Raw genomic sequence first — 17,937 nt, 5'->3', positions numbered from 1 at the left:
TTTAAGTAACTCAATTACCTCATTCACCTGCACAAAAATCGCTCCTAGTCCAAGTATTCCTAGCATCAATTCTTTGTTTGCTTCATTTCGTTAATTTCATATAAAAGAAATAGGTACGCTAACGCTGAGGTCTTTTCATCCCACCCAGTCCAACGCTCCCCACCGCACTAGTGGTATTTCCCACGCGCACAGCATTTGTTTTTCCCTATGTAAGCCAATAAAAAAAGGATTCCAGTTTTCCCAAACCCATCGCACACTGTAACCCTTTTTTTATCCACTTACTGCCAACGCTAAAAAACAAAAGCTGTCTTCCAACGGCTAAACCACTCCCAAGCTATGTTACATAATAAACCTTATAATTCCTTCCTTGAAAATCCCAACGCTCCGGCAGCGGCAGTTATAAGGGTTATTATGTAAAATATCCGCACTCCAAAGCTCCCACCCAGAAGCGGTAAGTATTTGCATTGTTTTTTAGAGTGGCTTTGCATTTCCACAAAACATAATCTTTTTAATATTCACGTATTAATTTCCACTCAACAATTAGCCACCCTAAAAATCAAAAAAGAAAGGATGTACAATTAAAAATTGCACACCCTTTCCACGACTCGTTTTCAAATCACGTTTAGTTTTCATAACAACAAACAAAATGCTATTGCTTTTAAATTGAAAATCAGTATTTCAAAACAAAAAAAGTAAAAAAAAGAAGGCAAAGGTTTGTTCCATGTATTCAAAAAAGCAAGTTCAAGCCTTCGGTTTCAGATAAAATCTCCACCCCAAAAGTCTCATAAACATTATTTATCTGAACACTGCGACTGATTACTACTCACTTATATGGGGTAGTATTTCATCTGAAAAACTTGCTTTTTTGAAACCTTCCACATGAAATGATGGCTTTCTTTTTTTTCCTTTTTTCTTTTGAAAAGAAATTTTGTGTGAGGGCTGTCCGAACCAAATCATCTTCTGGAAGTAACCAAGAAGTGGAGAGAAAAGAAGAATTAACCTTTAATTCTTTACTTATGACCAATTTCATTGTTAAAAGCCACGTAGTCGGTAAATCGTATTCAAAACCGCATTTCTTTGTGTTAAACAAAGGTCTAAACAGCGGAAAACCACAAAATGAACCTTTTGCGAATTCCTTTGTCTTGATCTTCCAAAAAGAAGAAGACAAAGAAGACGTGTTTTGGATTGCTTCTAGTTTATGGAAATCAAAATTTTGGATACCTTATTTGCGAGGTTCTGTAATTCCATTTTTGGCACTTTATGAGTTTCAAAAGGAATTTTTCCCAAAAGTTAATCGTTTTCTACAAGAACACGAGCAACATCAAAAAAATGTAAAAGCGCTACAGCTCTTGCAACAACAGGAATCACATTATGCAAAAAACATTCACTTAATCAACGAGCTTCGAAATGCCATTTTGATGAGGTATCGCAACAAATAAAAAAAGCCTGGTCTTACGACTAGGCTTTCGCTTTGTTTACCCCAAAGGTCACCACAACTAGGGATAAACTTATTTTTTGTGCTTCTTATTCAGCCTTTTAAGTACTAACGAAATAGTAAAACTGACTATAGCTCCAACGGTGGCTAAGATAACCGTTTTTGCAATATCTTCAGATTGAATATTCGGTGCAATACTTAAAAATGTGCCTCCTGCAGTACCTATTAGCGTGTGATTATTCGCTGTCATTTGTAATGGTCAACTGACTTGCAGCTGTCAAAACACTTCCAGCAACCGCTACATAACCTCCAATTGTTGTAACAACAACTGGTAAAGCTACTGGAGCTGCTAAAATAGTTCCACCAACTGCCGCTAATGCCAAACCAATTGTACGAAGCACTTTAAAAAACTTAGGTGTGGGAGCCGAAACTCTATTAATGATATTTTTCATAATTAAAATTTAAGATTTAACAATTAACGTAACACTTTCCTGATTCTCTAAAGCTTTGTAAACAATATTTTTAAGCTTTTCAAAAGCTTTTCTGGATAACAAACCTAATCCAGGACCAGAAAGTTTAGTAACTGGAGCAATACAGCCTTGTAATTCCTTAAGTGCATTATTAGCAGGATGAAAAAGAATGTATTTTCTATTTGGTACATCCACTAATTCCAAATGCCATTTGTATTTTGAGCTATATCGCTTTTTAATAAAATATTTCCCTTCCGGAATGCAGGAAACCCTTGTTTCGTTCATCTTCCAAGGCAATTCTATAGTATTACATATCAATTTTCCTTCACATTCGAGTTTTCCATTTGTTCCTTCAGGGAAATAAGTTCTAGTTAACCAAATAACCATTACACGCCACCATCAACTTTAACAATCGATAACGGGTTAAAAGCACCATTTTTCAAAGGGTACATTTGTCCATTAATCTCTTGGTAAAACTCAATACCTAAAGCCAAAACTAAAGGATGAGTAGAGTTAGCCGTAACGGCATTACTCAAGTTGATTACAGCTGTAGCTGTTCCATCCCAAGGCAAAATTGCCGTTTCTGTAGTTTCTACTACATAAGTTTCGTTTGTAAAATCGATTTCAGCTCCTCCAGAAATCACTTTAAAATGAGTTGTTCCACTTGGAGCAGCAATCATATTCGCAGGTACAAACGATGGAATAGAAACACTTAACGTTCCTGCAACTCTATCAATTGCAGAGGTAAACGGAGCAAATAAAGAAGTACCTAATTTTCCACGAATATTAAATTCGAATCCAAGTACCAATTCAATTTCACCATCAATTACATTACGTAATCCTCTTTCACTCACAGCATCAGCTTGAATAACTTTTACCATGTTTTGAGTCAAACGACTCACCATTCTACCATCGGCAGAATTCAAAAGCAATGGTCGTAAAGCCGTTCTTAAAACCTTACCGGCTTTTCCAGCTCTACCAAACTCAGAACCATTTTCACGCGTTCTTTGAAACGCAGGATCACTCGCAATTCTGCTAGCATCAATTCCACCTTTCTCACGTGCTAAATGACCGTCTTGTGTTTTGTAAAAGGTAATATCCCCGATAGTACCTTTCAATTTAATTATGCCTTTCTGTCTAGCCATAACTTCAAAAATTTTATTAATAAATCAGTTAAAAACTCCTTCAATCTCCATCACGTTGCAACATTTTCAGATTGATTTAGGAACAAAATTTAAACAATAAATGAAAGTCTCAAAGTAGTGTGTCATCACATTACACATTTGTCCAAATTCGACATATATGACATCTAAACAAGTTCATTTATCGTTTCTGAACCAGTTCAAATAATAATTATTTTTACTAAAATTAATTCTGATAATCAGTATGAATTAAGTAACTCAAAGCCTAGTCAAAGGCATAGATAAAGTATGAAAATCGAAAAAAAGAGAATATGTATCTATCCAAAGGACATACAACGCATTACAGGGAAGAGTTATAGACAGAGTGCAAGATTATTGCAAAAGATAAGAACTGACCTTAAAAAGCTTGAAAATGAGTTTGTATCGATTGAAGAGTTCTGTAGTTACACAAGCTTAAAAATTGAACAAGTAGAACCTTTAATAATTGGATAAGATTGACAAAGAAAGTTGTAATTATTAAACTTCATTTTAACCTCTTTTTACACTCTTAACCAGTTCAATAAATGAACAATAATTATACCTTTTTACTTTGATTAATCCTCTAATATTCATACATTTGTCTCAATAAGATTTCGAAAAATTTGCACATTATTTATCGATGCAAAAGCGAGACCCTAGGAATTTAAAAGATATTAAAATCAACAATATCAATCGGTTAGAAATGGATGACAAATCCCTCTTTCTCCGCAGGAGTCAAAACCTAACAATTGCACGCAATTTGTTAGGTTTTTTTATGCCTATTTGGCCCAAGTATCCCCCAAGTATCCCCCAAGTATCTTTTATTAAAAGTTATAAAATCATTCGTACAAACATCCCTACTTACTTATAATTTCTATTAAAAAAAATCTTATTTTAGTTTATGTATTATTAAAATACAATGCTGATAGCTTAATCTTTATAAAATGATTGCGAAATACAGATAAAAACCTTTCTTACAAAGAGGGTTTAAAAAGAGGATTGAACACCCCACCCTACGGGCACCCCTCTTAAAAAGAGAAGTGAACACCCCACCCTGCGGGCACACCTCTTAAAAAGAGGGGAATGAACGTGATACTCCCCCTTTTTCGGAGGGGGGTGGTGAAGACCGGGGTGGAAAATACCACGAAAGTGAAAGCCGGGGTGCAAAATTCACCTCCATGTAACAATAAAAAGTGAAACACAGAAAAAGACAATGAAAAACGAAATTGTAACTTACATTAACAGCAAACCCATATTTCGAAAATCCATTCCGGTTTTACCTACTAATCAGGCATTTAGAAATCGAGCAAGAGCTTTAAGAAAAGCAGGCGTTTTATCTGAAGTTATTTTTTGGAAACAAGTACGTGCCGGTACTTTTTGGAACATTGATTTTGATAGACAGCGAATTATTGGTAGTTTTATTGTTGATTTCTATGTAAAATCATTAGGTTTGATTATTGAAATTGACGGAAATAGCCATAATGGAAAAGAAGAGTATGACGCTATGCGTGAAGATTTTTTAACTAATTTAGGATTAGCTGTTTACAGAATTTCCGATTTTAGAATAAAACACGATTTAGATAATGTGATGCTTGAACTAGAAACTTTTATTGTAAACACATTTGGCGAAGGGTGAATAGCTTAATTTACAAAGGAACACCCCACCCTGCGGGCACCCCTCTTAAAAAGAGGGGAATGAATGTGATACTTCCCCTCCTTCGGAGGGGTGGTCGAAGACCGTGGTGGAAAATACCACGAAAGTGAAAACCGGGGTGGAGATCTCTTGGGAAGGGTAACTTAAAGCCGAAGTGTAAAACAATTAAATTTTATCAATAAAAAAATTAAAAAATGAACGAAATAATTTGTCCTCACTGTCATAAAGCATTTAAAGTTGATGAAGCTGGATATGCCGATATTTTAAAACAAGTACGCGACCATCAATTTGAAGAAGAATTGCATAATCGCTTACAGTTAGCCGAAAAAGAGAAACTTAGTGCTATACAAATTGCTGAAGCAAAAATTAAAGAGGCGCTACAACAACAACTGGCACAAAAAGACATTGAATTGTCTATATTAAAATCAGAAGCTGCTGCGGAATTAACTCAGAAATTAGCACAAAAAGAAGCTGAAGTAGCACAATTGAAGGCCGATAAAATGAATGCTTTAACGCAAATAAAAGCGCAGTTAGATAATGCCGAAGTAAGCAAAAAATTAGCCATTACCGAGGCCGTTCAAAAAATGGAAAGAGAGCGCGATGCTTTGTTGAATGAAGTTAGAACCAAAGAACTAGAAAAACAAAATTTAGAAAGCACCTTAAAACATCAATTTGCTGCAGAAATTCAAACCAAAGAAGCTATTATTAAATACAAAGACGAAGAAATTGCCCGTGTTAAAGATATGAAAGCCAAACTTTCAACCAAAATGATCGGCGAAACATTAGAACAACATTGCGAAATTGAATTTAACAAATTGCGTGCTACTGCTTTTCAAAATGCTTATTTTGAAAAAGACAACGATGCGCGCTCTGGCAGTAAAGGCGATTTTATTTACAAAGAAACAGATGAAGCTGGTAACGAAATCATTTCTATTATGTTTGAAATGAAAAACGAAGGCGATGAAACAGCTACTAAAAAGAAAAACGAAGATTTTTTTAAAGAATTGGATAAAGACCGTAACGAAAAAAAATGCGAATACGCCGTTTTGGTATCTTTATTAGAAGCCGATAGTGAGTATTACAACACCGGCATTGTAGATGTTTCGCACAAATATCCAAAAATGTATGTGGTACGTCCGCAGTTTTTCATTCCAATTATTACCTTGTTGCGTAATGCTGCCATGAATTCGTTAAAATACAAAGCCGAATTGGCTTTAGTGCGCAATCAAAACATAGACATTACCAACTTTGAAGAAAAAATAAATCAATTTAAAGAAGGTTTTGCAAGAAATTACGATTTAGCTAGCCGACAGTTTAAAAATGCTATTGATGAAATAGACAAAACTATTCTTCATTTACAAAAAACAAAAGATGCCTTATTGTCTTCCGTTAACAACCTGCGCCTAGCTAACCAAAAAGCCGAAGATTTAACCATTAAAAAATTAACCTACGGCAACCCTACTATGAAAGCTAAGTTTGATGAGTTGGATTGATGATTTAAAAAAGCAACAACTTTTAACGACTAAATTATTCAGTTAATATGTTTAATAAATTAATTTACAATTTATAAAACAAAAAAAGGGACTCATTTTATAAGTCCCTTTTTAAATATGATAAAAAATGTTATCCCAGTGGATTGTAAACTTCGGGTTGCCACGTATCGTTTAATAAGTTAATAAAGGAATAGTGAACGGTATCGTTCGAATCAAATTCGCCGTTTTTATTAATATCTTCAATAGATCTAAAATACAATTTGGTATCAATTAACTGCCAATCAAGCAATTCGTGTAAATCTTTTGTAAGTTTAGTAAACTTTTGTCCGTTAATAGTTGATATATATAAGGTTTTAATATCGTTATCATCGTATTTACCGTCTTTATTTGTATCCTTATCAACCAAAGAATACACCAATAATTGTTTATTTGTTTTAAGTGCTAATTCATCTAAAAAGGTAATTGATAAAATTTCCATTTTATTTTCGGTCAAAGGTTTCAAACTTAACGAATCTTTATGCTGAAACATAACATTGGTAATAAAACCTGTGATTTCGGGCGTAGCGTAATTTGAAATTTTATAGCTTACTTGACTGTTAATTTTGGAACTGCCGTAACGCGATGAACCAGTATTATACACCCTAACATTACCTACAGGGTGTAATAAATAATTAGTACCGTTAAATTTTATAGGTAAATCGGCAATTTTTATTTGGGTTGAATCTATTTTTTGATACGTAGTTTCGGTTTTACTTTTTTGCGTTTCGTAAATAACTTTTGGTTTTTCTGTATCTTTTGTGCATGAACAAAAAACAGATAAACAGATAGTTGCTATTGATAAATAACGTTTCATAGGCTTAAAAATCTTCCTTCAAATATACATTTTTTTAATAGGTTACCAACGCATATTCAGCTTTAAATTAAAGGTACGCATAGTCATACGGTTTGGAATAGCGTACATTACTTTAGAATACACATCGCGAACCCAAGTGTTTGTAATGGCATTTTCGTTATTAAACAAGTTATAAATTTCAAAGCCAACAGCAACTTCTTCAAACGGTTGCAACCATTTTTTATTTGATGTAAAAGTTTGATCTTTAAAAATGTACGAAAAACCAGCATCGGTACGCATGTAATTTTTTAATCGCAATTGATAATCGTATGGATCAACGTACGAAGGCGAACCACCCGGCAATGCTGTATTGTACACTTGGTTTAAATACAATTTTAAATTAGGTATGGTAGGCATATAATCTTGAAACATTAAAGCCATTTTTAATCGCTGATCTGTTGGGCGGGCAATAAAACCGCGATTGTTATAGTTTTCTTCGGTTTTTAAATACCCCACAGAAAACCACGATTCTATACCCGGTACAATTTCGCCATTTAAACGTGCATCGGCACCATATACATAAGCAGTTGCATTGTTATCGGCACGGTAGCGTATGCGCACATTTTCTAATGTATAGGTATTTACATTGCTAATATCTTTATAATACAATTCTGTAAACAATTTAAAAGGGGTATTTTTAATTTTAAAACTGTAATCGTTAGAGAATACAAGGTGTATAGATTGCTGTGCTTTTACATTAGGGTTGATGGATCCATCCATAGCACGCAACTCACGGTAACTAGGTGGCTGATGATACCAACCGCCCGATAAACGAAAAACCATATCGTTTTCCCAATTTGGTTTTATAGCAAATTGCATTCGTGGACTAACAGTTACTTGTGCGTTATTGCTTTGATACCCTTCTGCTTGCACGTTCCAATAATGGGCACGTACACCAAAATTCACAAAAGTTTCGTGTTCATTAATTACGCCTCTTTTGCTGTATTGTGCGTATCCGTTTAAACGATTAATAGTTACAAAATTTGTTGCGCGAACGTTTTGGTAAGGCAACAATTGCCCTTTGTAAGGTTCGTATGGTTGGTTGTTTGGAGTTGAAAAATACGGGTGTGCTAATGAAAAACCAGCCGAATCTACCACCTCCCATTCTACCAAACGGTCGCGAATGTCTTCACTAACGTAACGTACGCCCCATTCAATTTCTTTTTCGTTGCGTTTGTGTTGACCACTAATTTCGGCACTAGCAATTAACGCATCGTAATTATTGCGTCCATGATTAAGTTGCGAACCTAAACCAACGGTATACTCAACCTCACCAGCATTTCCCCCTAAATCGCCACTAACATTACCCATAGCGTAGGAACCCCAAATGTCGTAATATTCTTCTTCTTTGGTATGATATGCCGATGCAATAACCGAATAACTATTTTGTAAATTAGGTTTAAAAACACCTTTTAACGCGCTAAAATAGGTTTTATACTGATCTATTTCGCTGCCTTGGTATCGCACTTGCAATTCTTTAGCATCTTGTATGGTGCCAAATTTAGTACGTTTAAACAAAGGGGTATATTCATACACATTGCTTGATGCATTTAGTAACAAACTCCACTCCCACTTTGCCGATGGTTGATAGGTTATTAACGATTGTACATCTAAAAAACGAGGTTTATAATCTACATCAACATCTTGCGATTTTACCAATAAGGCATTGTTGCGGTAACGAAAGCCGGTTATTGCATTCCATTTTTTGTTTTTTGATGCCAAATCTACTGTTAAACCACCTCCTAAAATACTGGCATCGAACTGACCACCAAATTGTGTTGGTTTACGGTAGGTAATATCTAAAACCGATGACATTTTATCGCCGTATTTTGCTTGAAATCCACCCGAAGAAAAATCAACCTTATCAGTCATTGATGTATTTGTAAAACTTAAACCTTCTTGTTGCCCTGAACGTATTAAAAACGGACGATATACTTCGATATTATTTACATAAACTAAATTTTCATCGTAATTACCACCACGAACAGCATATTGTGTTGATAATTCGTTGTTAGAATAAACTCCTGGTAAGGTTTTTAAAAGGTTTTCTACTCCAGGGTTTGCTCCAGGAATACGTCTTATCACATCGGGTGATATTATAGTTGTTCCTTCAAAACGTTTTTTTAAATTTTGATCGATAACTATTTCTTTCAACTCTTCGGTTGGCTGGCTTAATCTAATGTTTAATTCTATTGCTTGATTTTCTTGTACATTTTCAACATACACAACTGGCATATAGTTTTCGGCCTGAAATTGTATAGAAACATTATTTGCAGGAGAAACTTCAAGGAAATAAAAACCGTTCTCGTTTGTTACAGTTTGCTTGTTTTGTACTTTTACCAAAACATCTTTTACAGGAACATCAAAGTCGTTCAACACAACTCCTTTAATTTGAGCCGTTTGTGCAAACCCAAATGCTGTAAATAAAGTAAATAAAATTATATAGGTGCTTTTTCTCAAAATATCAATTTTAATTAACCACTATTGTTTGTTCAAATGTAGTATTATTTCCAACACGGTCGGCAACTTCTAGTCGCAAAGTATTTGTACCGGTGTTAAATTTTTTATGGCTTAATTTATGAAATAATTTCTTTGTTTTATAATCATATTCAAATAAAATCCATTCGTTATTTAAAAAACCGTTATAGGTACCAATACCTGCTAGGTTATCTTCAATTTCAAAAACCAATTCATCGGATAGGTTAAAAGTTTGGTTGGCACTTGTAAAAGTAATGGTAGGCGCAACGGTATCTTGCACTAATTGATAGGTACCTAATTCTTTTGTGCGAATACGAAAATCGTTGTCGCGTTTCCAAGTTTCAATGTATTTTATCTTGTTACCATTTATTTTACCTATAAAAGTTTGTGCTTTGTTTGGGTAATTTTCGGGTACTAAAATTTTAATGTTTATATTTTTTTGAACTGGATATTCATCTTTATGTAAAACAATACCATTTTCAATAAAATTGATATCCATGTACACATCTTCAAAAAAAGTACGAGCATCCCATTCAACCGAAATATTTTTATCTTGAAAAGCATAATCTTTTAAATAATCAATAAATTTACCGCTTGGTTTAGTAGGCTCAATTGGTGTATAATCACTGTATTTTATAGGAATTTCAATGGTTTGTTTGTTGTTATGCACATCGTACACTTCAATTTTGTAATTTAAATCTTGGGCGTCATCAACCGCAATTTTTCCATTGTTTTTGTTTGTTTTTATAAAATTTAAAGGCAAATCGTTTACAACAAATAACTTTTGTACCCTATTGCCCGACTGTTGATAATACTTATAATCTATGTATTGATTTAAATATTTAGATTCATCAAAAGCAAACTCGTCAAAAACTACTTCAAAATGTTTAATACCATTTAAATATGTAATTAATTTGAAAATTCCGTTTTTACCTCGACTGTTATTTTGGGTATCGTGTGTGTTTATGCCAAAACCAATAGTTCCTTTGGCTTGAATAATATCACTACGGTAAGCATTGTTTGTTTTATTAAGTGCTACTTCAAAAAACGAATGTGTATTGTTAATTATTGTTTCGTTTGTTAACGGGTAAACATACACTCCGTTAATTATTGGCTGTTCAGTATCTGTAATTGCACTACTCAAGGCATAAAAAAGTGGATTTAAAACATGTTCGGTTTTGGTATTTCTAATTTCAAAATGCAAATGGGGTCCACCCGAACCTCCTGTATTGCCAATATATCCAATAACATCACCCTTTTTAACAGGTAATTCATTTGCTAAAGGAAACAACTCTACTTCAAACTGGTCTAATTTATATTGTTGATTGGTAACATAAGTAGCAATTGTATCGTTGTAAGCACTTAAATGTCCGTAAACTGTTGTAAAACCATTTGCATGTTTTACATACAATGCTTTACCATACCCAAAACTACTAACCTTAATGCGGTTTACAACACCATCGGCAGGAGCGTAAATTGGATCACCAATTTTATAATTTGAAGAAAAATCTACGCCCGCATGAAAATGATTTGGTCGTAACTCACCAAAAGAACCACCAACTAATAATGGTATTTTTATAGGTACATTAAACTGTTCTATAGTTACTTGCCCATAAGTATTTGTAAAAAATAACATCACAATTAAAAAACGATATAACATAGATAAAATTTTAAGAAAGAAGAAGATAACACAAAAAAAACGATTCAACAAAAGAAAAAGCTAAAAAAATTAAAAGGAAAACAATGTGGTTTATTGGTTTTTTTTTTTTAATTTCGGTGAATAAATAGTATTTTTGTATAAACTAGAAGCTAAATAGGTATGGAAAAACTAAGTGACATAACCAAAGCGGTTGAAACGAAGTTAACAAAGCTTATAAAGCATTTAGATACTGTTGTTAAAGAAAATGAAATTTTAAAAAATGAAATTTTACAACAACAAACACAGCAAAACGAATTGCAAGAAAGTTATATTGATTTACAACAAAAATACGATCAGTTAAAAATTGCAAATGCGTTATTGGGCAGTGAAGATTTTAAAAAAGATACCAAACTAAAGATAAATTCAATAGTTCGCGAGATAGATCATTGCATAGCACAATTAAACCTTACCAAAGATTAATTGTAATGGAAGAAAAAATAAAAATAAGAGTTTCAATTGCCGATCGTGTGTATCCCCTTACCGTAAATTCTGACCAAGAGGAAGGTATACGCGCAGCAGTTAAAAAAATTGAAGCAATGACCTTACAGCTTGAAGAGAACTTTGCTATGCGCGACAAACAAGATGTTTTAGCTTTTTGTGCATTACAATTTGCTTCTCAAGTAGAACAAAATAGAATACAAAACGAAGAAGGTTTAGACAATTCTAAAGAAAAATTAGTTGAATTTAATAAAAGTTTAGACACAATATTATTAAAATATCATATAAAGTAACAACCTATTTTTAGGTTTAAATTTACTGCTCACATTAGCTACTGTTTGATAAACTCAACACTAACAAATTAAAATGGGCGAAACTTTATCACTATAGCAAGCCATCTTTGAATGGATCCTAGAACGGTAAGATAGCTCAAAACTTGTTTTCCCGAGTTTATGCAACTCTTCTGATGTGGGCTTTTTTTATTAACTATTTACACATAAATGGAAGCAATATTAATCATTAGTGCAATTATAATTGGTGCCGGAATTGGTTTTGCAATTGCAAAATATATCGAAAAAAACAGCGCATCATCTGTAATAAAAAGTGCACAAAACGAAGCAAAAGGTATTTTAAAAGATGCTAGAGCCGAAGGTGAAACTATAAAGAAAGACAAGATACTTCAGGCAAAAGAAAAATTTATTGAATTAAAATCAGAACACGAACAAATTATTTTATCAAGAGATAAAAAAATTGCAGAAGCTGAAAAAAGAACGCGTGATAAAGAATCACAAGTTTCAAATGAATTAAACCGTGCTAAAAAAGCCGCAGACGAAAGTGAAAAAAGTATTAAAGACTATCAATTAAAACTTGAGTCGTTAGAAAAAAAACAAGAAGAAACCGAAAAGTTACACCGCATACAAGTTGAAAAACTAGAACAAATTGCTGGTTTAACTGCCGACGAAGCAAAACTTCAACTTGTTGAAAGTTTAAAAGCTGAAGCTAAAACACAGGCTATGGCTTATATACAAGATACTGTTGAAGAAGCTAAAATGACTGCGCAACAAGAAGCTCGTAAAATCATCATTAACACCATTCAACGCGTTGGTACCGAAGAAGCTATTGAAAACTGTGTATCGGTATTTAACATTGAATCAGACGATGTAAAAGGACGCATCATTGGTCGTGAAGGTAGAAATATACGCGCTTTAGAAGCTGCAACAGGAGTTGAAATTATTGTAGACGACACGCCTGAAGCTATTATACTTTCATGTTTTGACCCAGTTCGCAGAGAAATTGCACGTTTATCTTTACACCGCTTAGTAACTGATGGACGTATTCACCCTGCTAGAATTGAAGAAGTGGTTGCTAAAACAGCAAAACAAATTGACGAAGAAATTATTGAAACCGGTAAACGCACCGTTATTGATTTAGGAATTCATGGTTTACACCCCGAATTAATTAAAATGGTGGGGCGTATGAAATACCGTTCATCATACGGACAAAATTTATTACACCACTCACGCGAAGTTGCTAAATTATGTGGCTTAATGGCAGCAGAATTAGGTTTAAACGTAAAATTAGCTAAACGTGCTGGTTTGTTACACGATATTGGTAAAGTTCCTGAAACTGAAAGTGAATTACCACACGCATTGTTAGGTATGCAGTTAGCAGAGAAACATGGTGAAAAACCAGAAGTATGTAATGCTATTGGTGCCCACCACGATGAAATTGAAATGAACGCTTTAATTTCACCAATTATTCAAGTGTGTGACGCTATTTCTGGAGCAAGACCTGGTGCGCGTAGACAAGTATTAGACTCTTACATTCAGCGTTTAAAAGATTTAGAAGATATTGCCTATGGTTTTGGAGGCATTAAAAATGCCTACGCTATTCAAGCTGGTAGAGAATTACGTGTAATTGTAGATTGCGAAAAGGTTTCTGATGAATTAGCTTCTAATTTATCGTTTCAAATATCGCACAAAATACAAACAGAAATGACCTACCCTGGCCAAGTAAAAGTTACAGTAATTAGAGAAACCCGAGCGGTTAATATTGCTAAATAAAGCATAAAAAAACAGAGCATTAAGCTCTGTTTTTTTATTATATATCTTCTGCATCTTCAAAGTCATCTTCATTAGCAAACCAATAGCTATCAAGCATGGTTTTATCAACAAAAATTTCTAAACGTTCGGTTTCTTTTTCGGTTATATACAACCTTTGTGTTTTACCAATACTTTCAGACAAACGGTACATACGAGAATCATGACGTAAACGCAGTAATTCATCGGTGTTGTTTAAAACCAACATTTTTAATTGATTCACATCAAAACCTGCATTTCCAAACATAAAACTTAAACGCTCTGGCGTGCCAATTAACACATCAATTCCAATTGAAATTTGATTTTTATCTTCGTCTAAATCGGTTTTATCATGTGTCATAAAAATACGTAAATCGGTATACTTAGCCAATTTTTTAAACACACTTTCCATTTGTAAAGCTTGTGGCTTATCCTCGACAATAACCAACGCTCGCGGTGAAAGCAAAACAGCTTTTTCAAGGCGTTGTATTACTGAAATAGCAATAGCCAGTTCACGTTCTTCTTGATTTTCAATAACCAAAACTACATCGTTGCCTGATTTAATAGTTCCAAAAGCATCGTTAATAACAGTTGGCGCAACGGTTAAACCATTTTCAACTAAAGCTTGTTTTAAATGGGGATTTATCTTTTTTAAATTCATTTTGTATTACTTTGATGCGAACAATTCAACATCGGTTTTTGAAATTTCTTTACCGCCTAAAATAATTAAACGCTCTACAACATTTCTTAATTCGCGAATATTACCCGTCCAATCGTATTGTTTTAGAAGGTGTATCGCATCGGATGTAAAAACTTTTTGAGCGCTGCCGTTTTCCTCCGCTATTTTTTTTGTAAAATGTTCAATTAACAACGGGATATCGTCACGACGATCATTTAAAGCAGGTACTTTTATAAGGATAACCGCTAAACGATGGTACAAGTCTTCACGAAAACGCCCTTCCTCAATTTCTTTACGCAAATCTTTATTGGTAGCAGCTATTACACGAACATCTACTTTAATATCTTTATCGGCACCTACCCTAGTAATTATATTTTCTTGTAATGCACGTAAAACTTTTGCTTGTGCTGCCAAACTCATATCGCCAATTTCATCTAAAAAAATAGTTCCTTTATCAGCAGCTTCAAACTTTCCGGCACGATCTTTAACAGCCGATGTAAAAGCTCCTTTTACGTGGCCAAAAAGTTCGCTCTCTATCAATTCAGAAGGAATAGCAGCACAGTTCACCTCAACTAACGGATATTGAGCACGATTGCTTTTTTCATGTAAATTATGAGCAACAAGTTCTTTACCTGTACCATTTGGACCCGTGATAAGAACACGTGCATCGGTTTCGGCTACTTTATCAACCATTTGCTTTATTTGCATAATTGGCTCACTTTCACCAATCATTTGGTAGCTTTTGCTTACCTTCTTCTTTAATCGTTTGTTTTCAACCACTAACAATTTATTGTCTAATGCATTGCGAACGGTAGTAAGTAAACGGTTTAAATCGGGGGGTTTTGAAATATAATCAAAAGCACCTAAACGCATGGTATTCACAGCTGTTTCTAAATCGCCGTGACCTGAAATCATTATAAAAGGCACTTCGGGTTTTAATTTTTTAGCTTCTTGCAATACTTCTTCGCCGTCTTTCTTAGGCATTTTAATATCGCACACCACTAAATCAAAATCTTCGTTTTTAATTTTTTCTAAACCTTCATCTCCGTCGGCAGCTTCAGTTACTAGATAGCTATCATTTTCTTCAGCCAATATTTTAGACAATACTCTGCGTATTGAAGCTTCGTCTTCTATAATTAAAATTTTAGCCATATTTAATATTTAAGCCATTTTAAAAGTTCTTTCCAAGTTGGTTTTTTACCATACATTAAAATACCTACACGGTAAATTTTTGATGCCACCCAAACAATAGCTATAAAGGTAGCAAATAAAAGCAAAATAGACAGTGCAATTTGCCAAAAAGGCACCCCAAAAGGTAAACGCATAAGCATTACAATTGGCGATGTAAATGGAATCATTGAAAAAATAGTGGCTACTGTACCATGTGGTTCGTTCATTACTGTGAAAAAGCCAATGTAAACCCCTAACATTAAAGGCATAATTACTGGAAACATAAATTGTTGGGTATCGGTTTCGTTGTCAACAGCAGCACCAATTGCTGCATATAATGAACTGTATAGAAAGTATCCGCCTATAAAATATACAAGAAAATAAACCAACATGCTTAACAATGGCAGTTTTAAAAATTCGTTAAAATAAACTCCTAATTCATTAACTGGTGCATTTTGCATTGCCATTTCGGTTGTTGGCGTTGAAGTGTTTAAACCAAAAACAAAATTAGCAATAAACAATAAAATACCACCAACAATTGCCCAAATTATAAATTGTAAAATTCCTGCCAGCGTAGTACCTATAATTTTACCCATCATTAATTGAATAGGTTTTATTGATGAAACAATGATTTCGATAATACGATTGGTTTTTTCTTCAATTACACTGCGCATTACCATATTGCCGTAAATAATAATAAACATCATGATTAAATAACCAAAAACCGAACCTATTGCAACCTTCATTTCATTAAGCCCCTTAACCGTTTCTTCGCCTGATGCTTTGGTAAGATGCATGTTTACATCGATTTTAGATTTATCTAACAAAAGGGTATCAATACCTTGAATAGATAAATTTTTACGTTGTAATTTTTCTGACAATTTAGATTCAACATCGGCAATAAATCCTAAACTTGGACTGTCTTCTGAAACATATTCTATAGTTGTTTCGTATTCTTTTAAATTATCTTTTTTAGGGATAAACAAAACGCCTTCGTAATTAGCTTGCGATACGCTATCTTTTAAAATTTTAGAATCGATTTTAGAAACATCGTGGTATTTATAACTTTCGTTACTTTTAAATTCGTTTACAAACATACCCGATTCATCGTGAATACCAACATGTTTAATATCGGTTTTCATAGAACTTAAATACCCAATAAGCGCTGCAACAGCCACAAAAATTAGCGGACTAACAAACGTCATTATAATAAATGATTTATTTCTAACTTTAGAAATAAATTCTCTTTTAATAATTAAAGCTAAAACACTCATTAGTTAGCAGTTACGGTTTGAATAAAAATATCGTTTACACTCGGAATTTTTTCAGAAAAATGAGTTATTTGACCAAAAGCAAGTACATCGTTTAACAACTCGTTAGGTAACTTTTCACCCAACGAAACAGCCAATTTCAATTCGTTATCTAACGATTTAAAAGCCGTTTGGTTTATTTTATATTTAGATTTTAAAAAATCTGTTAATTGTTGTTGATTGTTAGCTTTTATACCTAAATCATAGCTATTTGTACGGAATTGTTTTTTAATATCAACCACAGAACCGTCTAACAATTTATTCGAATTATGTATTAGGGCAATTTCGTCGCACATTTCCTCTACACTTTCCATGCGATGTGTTGAAAAAATGATGGTACTGCCTTTTTGTTTCAATTCTAAAATTTCATCTTTAATAATATTGGCATTTACAGGATCGAAACCAGAAAAGGGTTCATCAAAAATCAACAATTTAGGCTGATGTAAAACAGTTACTACAAATTGTATTTTTTGCGCCATACCTTTAGATAACTCTTGAATTTTTTTGTTCCACCAATCGCCAATTTCTAACTTATCAAACCAATATTTTAGTTGTTTTTTGGCTTCATCTTTAGAAATTCCTTTTAATTGCGCCAAATACAAAGCTTGTTCGCCCACTTTCATACTTTTGTACAAACCGCGTTCTTCGGGCATGTAACCAATATGTTTTACATGTTTAGGATTTAGCTTTTCGCCATCAAGGAAAATTTCGCCACTATCGGGAAACGTAATTTGATTTATAATGCGAATTAATGAAGTTTTACCTGCACCATTAGGTCCAAGCAATCCGTACACACTTCCCTTAGGAATGGCTAAAGACACATTGTTTAAAGCGGTTTTATCACCATACTTTTTAACAACGTTATTTACCGTTAAGATATGATTCATAATTTAAAAATATACACAAATATACAAAGTAGTTAAAAAAAACCCATCCTTGTTTGCACAAGGATGGGAAAAATTGCTATGAAAAAGAAAATCC

General features: G+C 33.6%; 17 protein-coding genes and 1 other RNA gene. 8 read left to right on the top strand and 10 right to left on the bottom strand.

Annotated features, from left to right (window positions below):
* Positions 1-884: 884 nt before the first annotated feature.
* A complete protein-coding gene (locus P3875_RS00545) occupies positions 885-1,439 on the top strand; it encodes a DUF6943 family protein (protein ID WP_303444318.1) in 555 nt (184 codons plus the stop codon).
* 232 nt (positions 1,440-1,671) lie between these two features.
* Here P3875_RS00545 and P3875_RS00540 read toward each other — a convergent pair whose 3' ends face one another.
* From P3875_RS00540 to P3875_RS00530, 3 genes are read right to left on the bottom strand one after another with little or no spacing between them, the layout of a single operon-like run.
* The gene (locus P3875_RS00540) at positions 1,672-1,887 is read right to left on the bottom strand and encodes a hypothetical protein (RefSeq protein ID WP_303444317.1); all 216 of its coding nucleotides are present in this window, start codon (positions 1,885-1,887) and stop codon (positions 1,672-1,674) included.
* 9 nt (positions 1,888-1,896) lie between these two features.
* Positions 1,897-2,292 (bottom strand): DUF5675 family protein, encoded by a 396-nt coding sequence (locus P3875_RS00535; RefSeq protein ID WP_303444316.1) that lies wholly within the window; start codon positions 2,290-2,292, stop codon positions 1,897-1,899.
* Positions 2,292-3,050, bottom strand: coding sequence for a hypothetical protein (locus tag P3875_RS00530; RefSeq protein ID WP_303444315.1), 759 nt, complete (start codon positions 3,048-3,050; stop codon positions 2,292-2,294). The genes P3875_RS00535 and P3875_RS00530 overlap by 1 nt, the downstream gene beginning before the upstream one ends.
* Before the next feature lie 285 nt (positions 3,051-3,335).
* Between P3875_RS00530 and P3875_RS00525 the strand changes: the two genes are divergently transcribed.
* The 3 genes from P3875_RS00525 to P3875_RS00515 all read left to right on the top strand — a co-directional run bounded on the left by P3875_RS00525 (position 3,336) and on the right by P3875_RS00515 (position 6,212).
* Positions 3,336-3,539 carry a hypothetical protein gene (locus tag P3875_RS00525; RefSeq protein ID WP_303444314.1) on the top strand — a complete coding sequence of 68 codons (204 nt, stop codon included), beginning with the start codon at positions 3,336-3,338 and terminating at the stop codon, positions 3,537-3,539.
* Between the two features lie 739 nt (positions 3,540-4,278).
* Positions 4,279-4,701 (top strand): endonuclease domain-containing protein, encoded by a 423-nt coding sequence (locus P3875_RS00520; protein ID WP_303444313.1) that lies wholly within the window; start codon positions 4,279-4,281, stop codon positions 4,699-4,701.
* Between the two features lie 212 nt (positions 4,702-4,913).
* Positions 4,914-6,212, top strand: coding sequence for a DUF2130 domain-containing protein (locus P3875_RS00515; protein WP_303444312.1), 1,299 nt, complete (start codon positions 4,914-4,916; stop codon positions 6,210-6,212).
* A gap of 130 nt (positions 6,213-6,342) precedes the next feature.
* On the opposite strand, the gene P3875_RS00510 is transcribed toward P3875_RS00515, so the two are convergent.
* From P3875_RS00510 to P3875_RS00500, 3 genes are read right to left on the bottom strand one after another with little or no spacing between them, the layout of a single operon-like run.
* Entirely contained in the window at positions 6,343-7,065 is a 723-nt protein-coding gene (locus tag P3875_RS00510; RefSeq protein ID WP_303444311.1) for a hypothetical protein, read from the bottom strand.
* A 42-nt stretch (positions 7,066-7,107) separates the two neighbouring features.
* Positions 7,108-9,564 (bottom strand): TonB-dependent receptor, encoded by a 2,457-nt coding sequence (locus P3875_RS00505; protein WP_303444310.1) that lies wholly within the window; start codon positions 9,562-9,564, stop codon positions 7,108-7,110.
* Positions 9,565-9,574: 10 nt separating this feature from the next.
* Complete coding sequence (locus P3875_RS00500; protein ID WP_303444309.1) at positions 9,575-11,242, bottom strand: M23 family metallopeptidase; 1,668 nt, start codon at positions 11,240-11,242, stop codon at positions 9,575-9,577.
* A 159-nt stretch (positions 11,243-11,401) separates the two neighbouring features.
* Between P3875_RS00500 and P3875_RS00495 the strand changes: the two genes are divergently transcribed.
* From P3875_RS00495 to rny, 4 genes are all read left to right on the top strand, one after another.
* Positions 11,402-11,701 carry a hypothetical protein gene (locus P3875_RS00495; RefSeq protein WP_303444308.1) on the top strand — a complete coding sequence of 100 codons (300 nt, stop codon included), beginning with the start codon at positions 11,402-11,404 and terminating at the stop codon, positions 11,699-11,701.
* A gap of 5 nt (positions 11,702-11,706) precedes the next feature.
* Positions 11,707-12,012 (top strand): cell division protein ZapA, encoded by a 306-nt coding sequence (locus tag P3875_RS00490; protein ID WP_303444307.1) that lies wholly within the window; start codon positions 11,707-11,709, stop codon positions 12,010-12,012.
* Between the two features lie 52 nt (positions 12,013-12,064).
* A non-coding RNA gene (gene ssrS, locus P3875_RS00485) (6S RNA) lies at positions 12,065-12,171 on the top strand.
* 48 nt (positions 12,172-12,219) lie between these two features.
* Entirely contained in the window at positions 12,220-13,782 is a 1,563-nt protein-coding gene (gene rny / locus P3875_RS00480) for a ribonuclease Y (protein WP_303444306.1), read from the top strand.
* 37 nt (positions 13,783-13,819) lie between these two features.
* Here rny and P3875_RS00475 read toward each other — a convergent pair whose 3' ends face one another.
* From P3875_RS00475 to P3875_RS00460, 4 genes are read right to left on the bottom strand one after another with little or no spacing between them, the layout of a single operon-like run.
* On the bottom strand, positions 13,820-14,458 hold the full coding sequence (locus tag P3875_RS00475; RefSeq protein ID WP_303444305.1) for a DEAD/DEAH box helicase: 639 nt from the start codon (positions 14,456-14,458) through the stop codon (positions 13,820-13,822).
* Positions 14,459-14,464: 6 nt separating this feature from the next.
* Positions 14,465-15,628, bottom strand: a complete 1,164-nt coding sequence (locus P3875_RS00470; RefSeq protein ID WP_303444304.1) for a sigma-54-dependent transcriptional regulator — start codon at positions 15,626-15,628, stop codon at positions 14,465-14,467.
* A gap of 2 nt (positions 15,629-15,630) precedes the next feature.
* Complete coding sequence (locus tag P3875_RS00465) at positions 15,631-16,920, bottom strand: ABC transporter permease (protein ID WP_303444303.1); 1,290 nt, start codon at positions 16,918-16,920, stop codon at positions 15,631-15,633.
* Complete coding sequence (locus P3875_RS00460; protein WP_303444302.1) at positions 16,920-17,843, bottom strand: ABC transporter ATP-binding protein; 924 nt, start codon at positions 17,841-17,843, stop codon at positions 16,920-16,922. Before P3875_RS00460 ends, P3875_RS00465 begins: the two co-directional genes overlap by 1 nt.
* Positions 17,844-17,937: the final 94 nt, after the last annotated feature.

It is taken from the genome of Myroides sp. JBRI-B21084, assembly GCF_030545015.1.
Classification (GTDB): Bacteria; Bacteroidota; Bacteroidia; order Flavobacteriales; family Flavobacteriaceae; genus Flavobacterium.
Note: the sequence above shows the minus strand (reverse complement) of the source record. Positions and strands in the feature narration are given on the sequence as shown.

Bases quoted from the DNA above. Each gene is read 5' to 3' on its own strand.
- P3875_RS00490 (WP_303444307.1), top strand. From the start codon at position 11,707: ATGGAAGAAAAAATAAAAATAAGAGTTTCAATTGCCGATCGTGTGTAT.
- P3875_RS00520 (WP_303444313.1), top strand. From the start codon at position 4,279: ATGAAAAACGAAATTGTAACTTACATTAACAGCAAACCCATATTTCGA.
- P3875_RS00525 (WP_303444314.1), top strand. From the start codon at position 3,336: ATGAAAATCGAAAAAAAGAGAATATGTATCTATCCAAAGGACATACAA.
- P3875_RS00545 (WP_303444318.1), top strand. From the start codon at position 885: ATGATGGCTTTCTTTTTTTTCCTTTTTTCTTTTGAAAAGAAATTTTGT.
- P3875_RS00500 (WP_303444309.1), bottom strand. From the start codon at position 11,242: ATGTTATATCGTTTTTTAATTGTGATGTTATTTTTTACAAATACTTAT.
- P3875_RS00535 (WP_303444316.1), bottom strand. From the start codon at position 2,292: ATGGTTATTTGGTTAACTAGAACTTATTTCCCTGAAGGAACAAATGGA.
- P3875_RS00495 (WP_303444308.1), top strand. From the start codon at position 11,402: ATGGAAAAACTAAGTGACATAACCAAAGCGGTTGAAACGAAGTTAACA.
- P3875_RS00530 (WP_303444315.1), bottom strand. From the start codon at position 3,050: ATGGCTAGACAGAAAGGCATAATTAAATTGAAAGGTACTATCGGGGAT.
- P3875_RS00470 (WP_303444304.1), bottom strand. From the start codon at position 15,628: ATGGCTAAAATTTTAATTATAGAAGACGAAGCTTCAATACGCAGAGTA.
- P3875_RS00460 (WP_303444302.1), bottom strand. From the start codon at position 17,843: ATGAATCATATCTTAACGGTAAATAACGTTGTTAAAAAGTATGGTGAT.
- rny (WP_303444306.1), top strand. From the start codon at position 12,220: ATGGAAGCAATATTAATCATTAGTGCAATTATAATTGGTGCCGGAATT.
- P3875_RS00475 (WP_303444305.1), bottom strand. From the start codon at position 14,458: ATGAATTTAAAAAAGATAAATCCCCATTTAAAACAAGCTTTAGTTGAA.
- P3875_RS00540 (WP_303444317.1), bottom strand. From the start codon at position 1,887: ATGAAAAATATCATTAATAGAGTTTCGGCTCCCACACCTAAGTTTTTT.
- P3875_RS00510 (WP_303444311.1), bottom strand. From the start codon at position 7,065: ATGAAACGTTATTTATCAATAGCAACTATCTGTTTATCTGTTTTTTGT.
- P3875_RS00515 (WP_303444312.1), top strand. From the start codon at position 4,914: ATGAACGAAATAATTTGTCCTCACTGTCATAAAGCATTTAAAGTTGAT.
- P3875_RS00465 (WP_303444303.1), bottom strand. From the start codon at position 16,920: ATGAGTGTTTTAGCTTTAATTATTAAAAGAGAATTTATTTCTAAAGTT.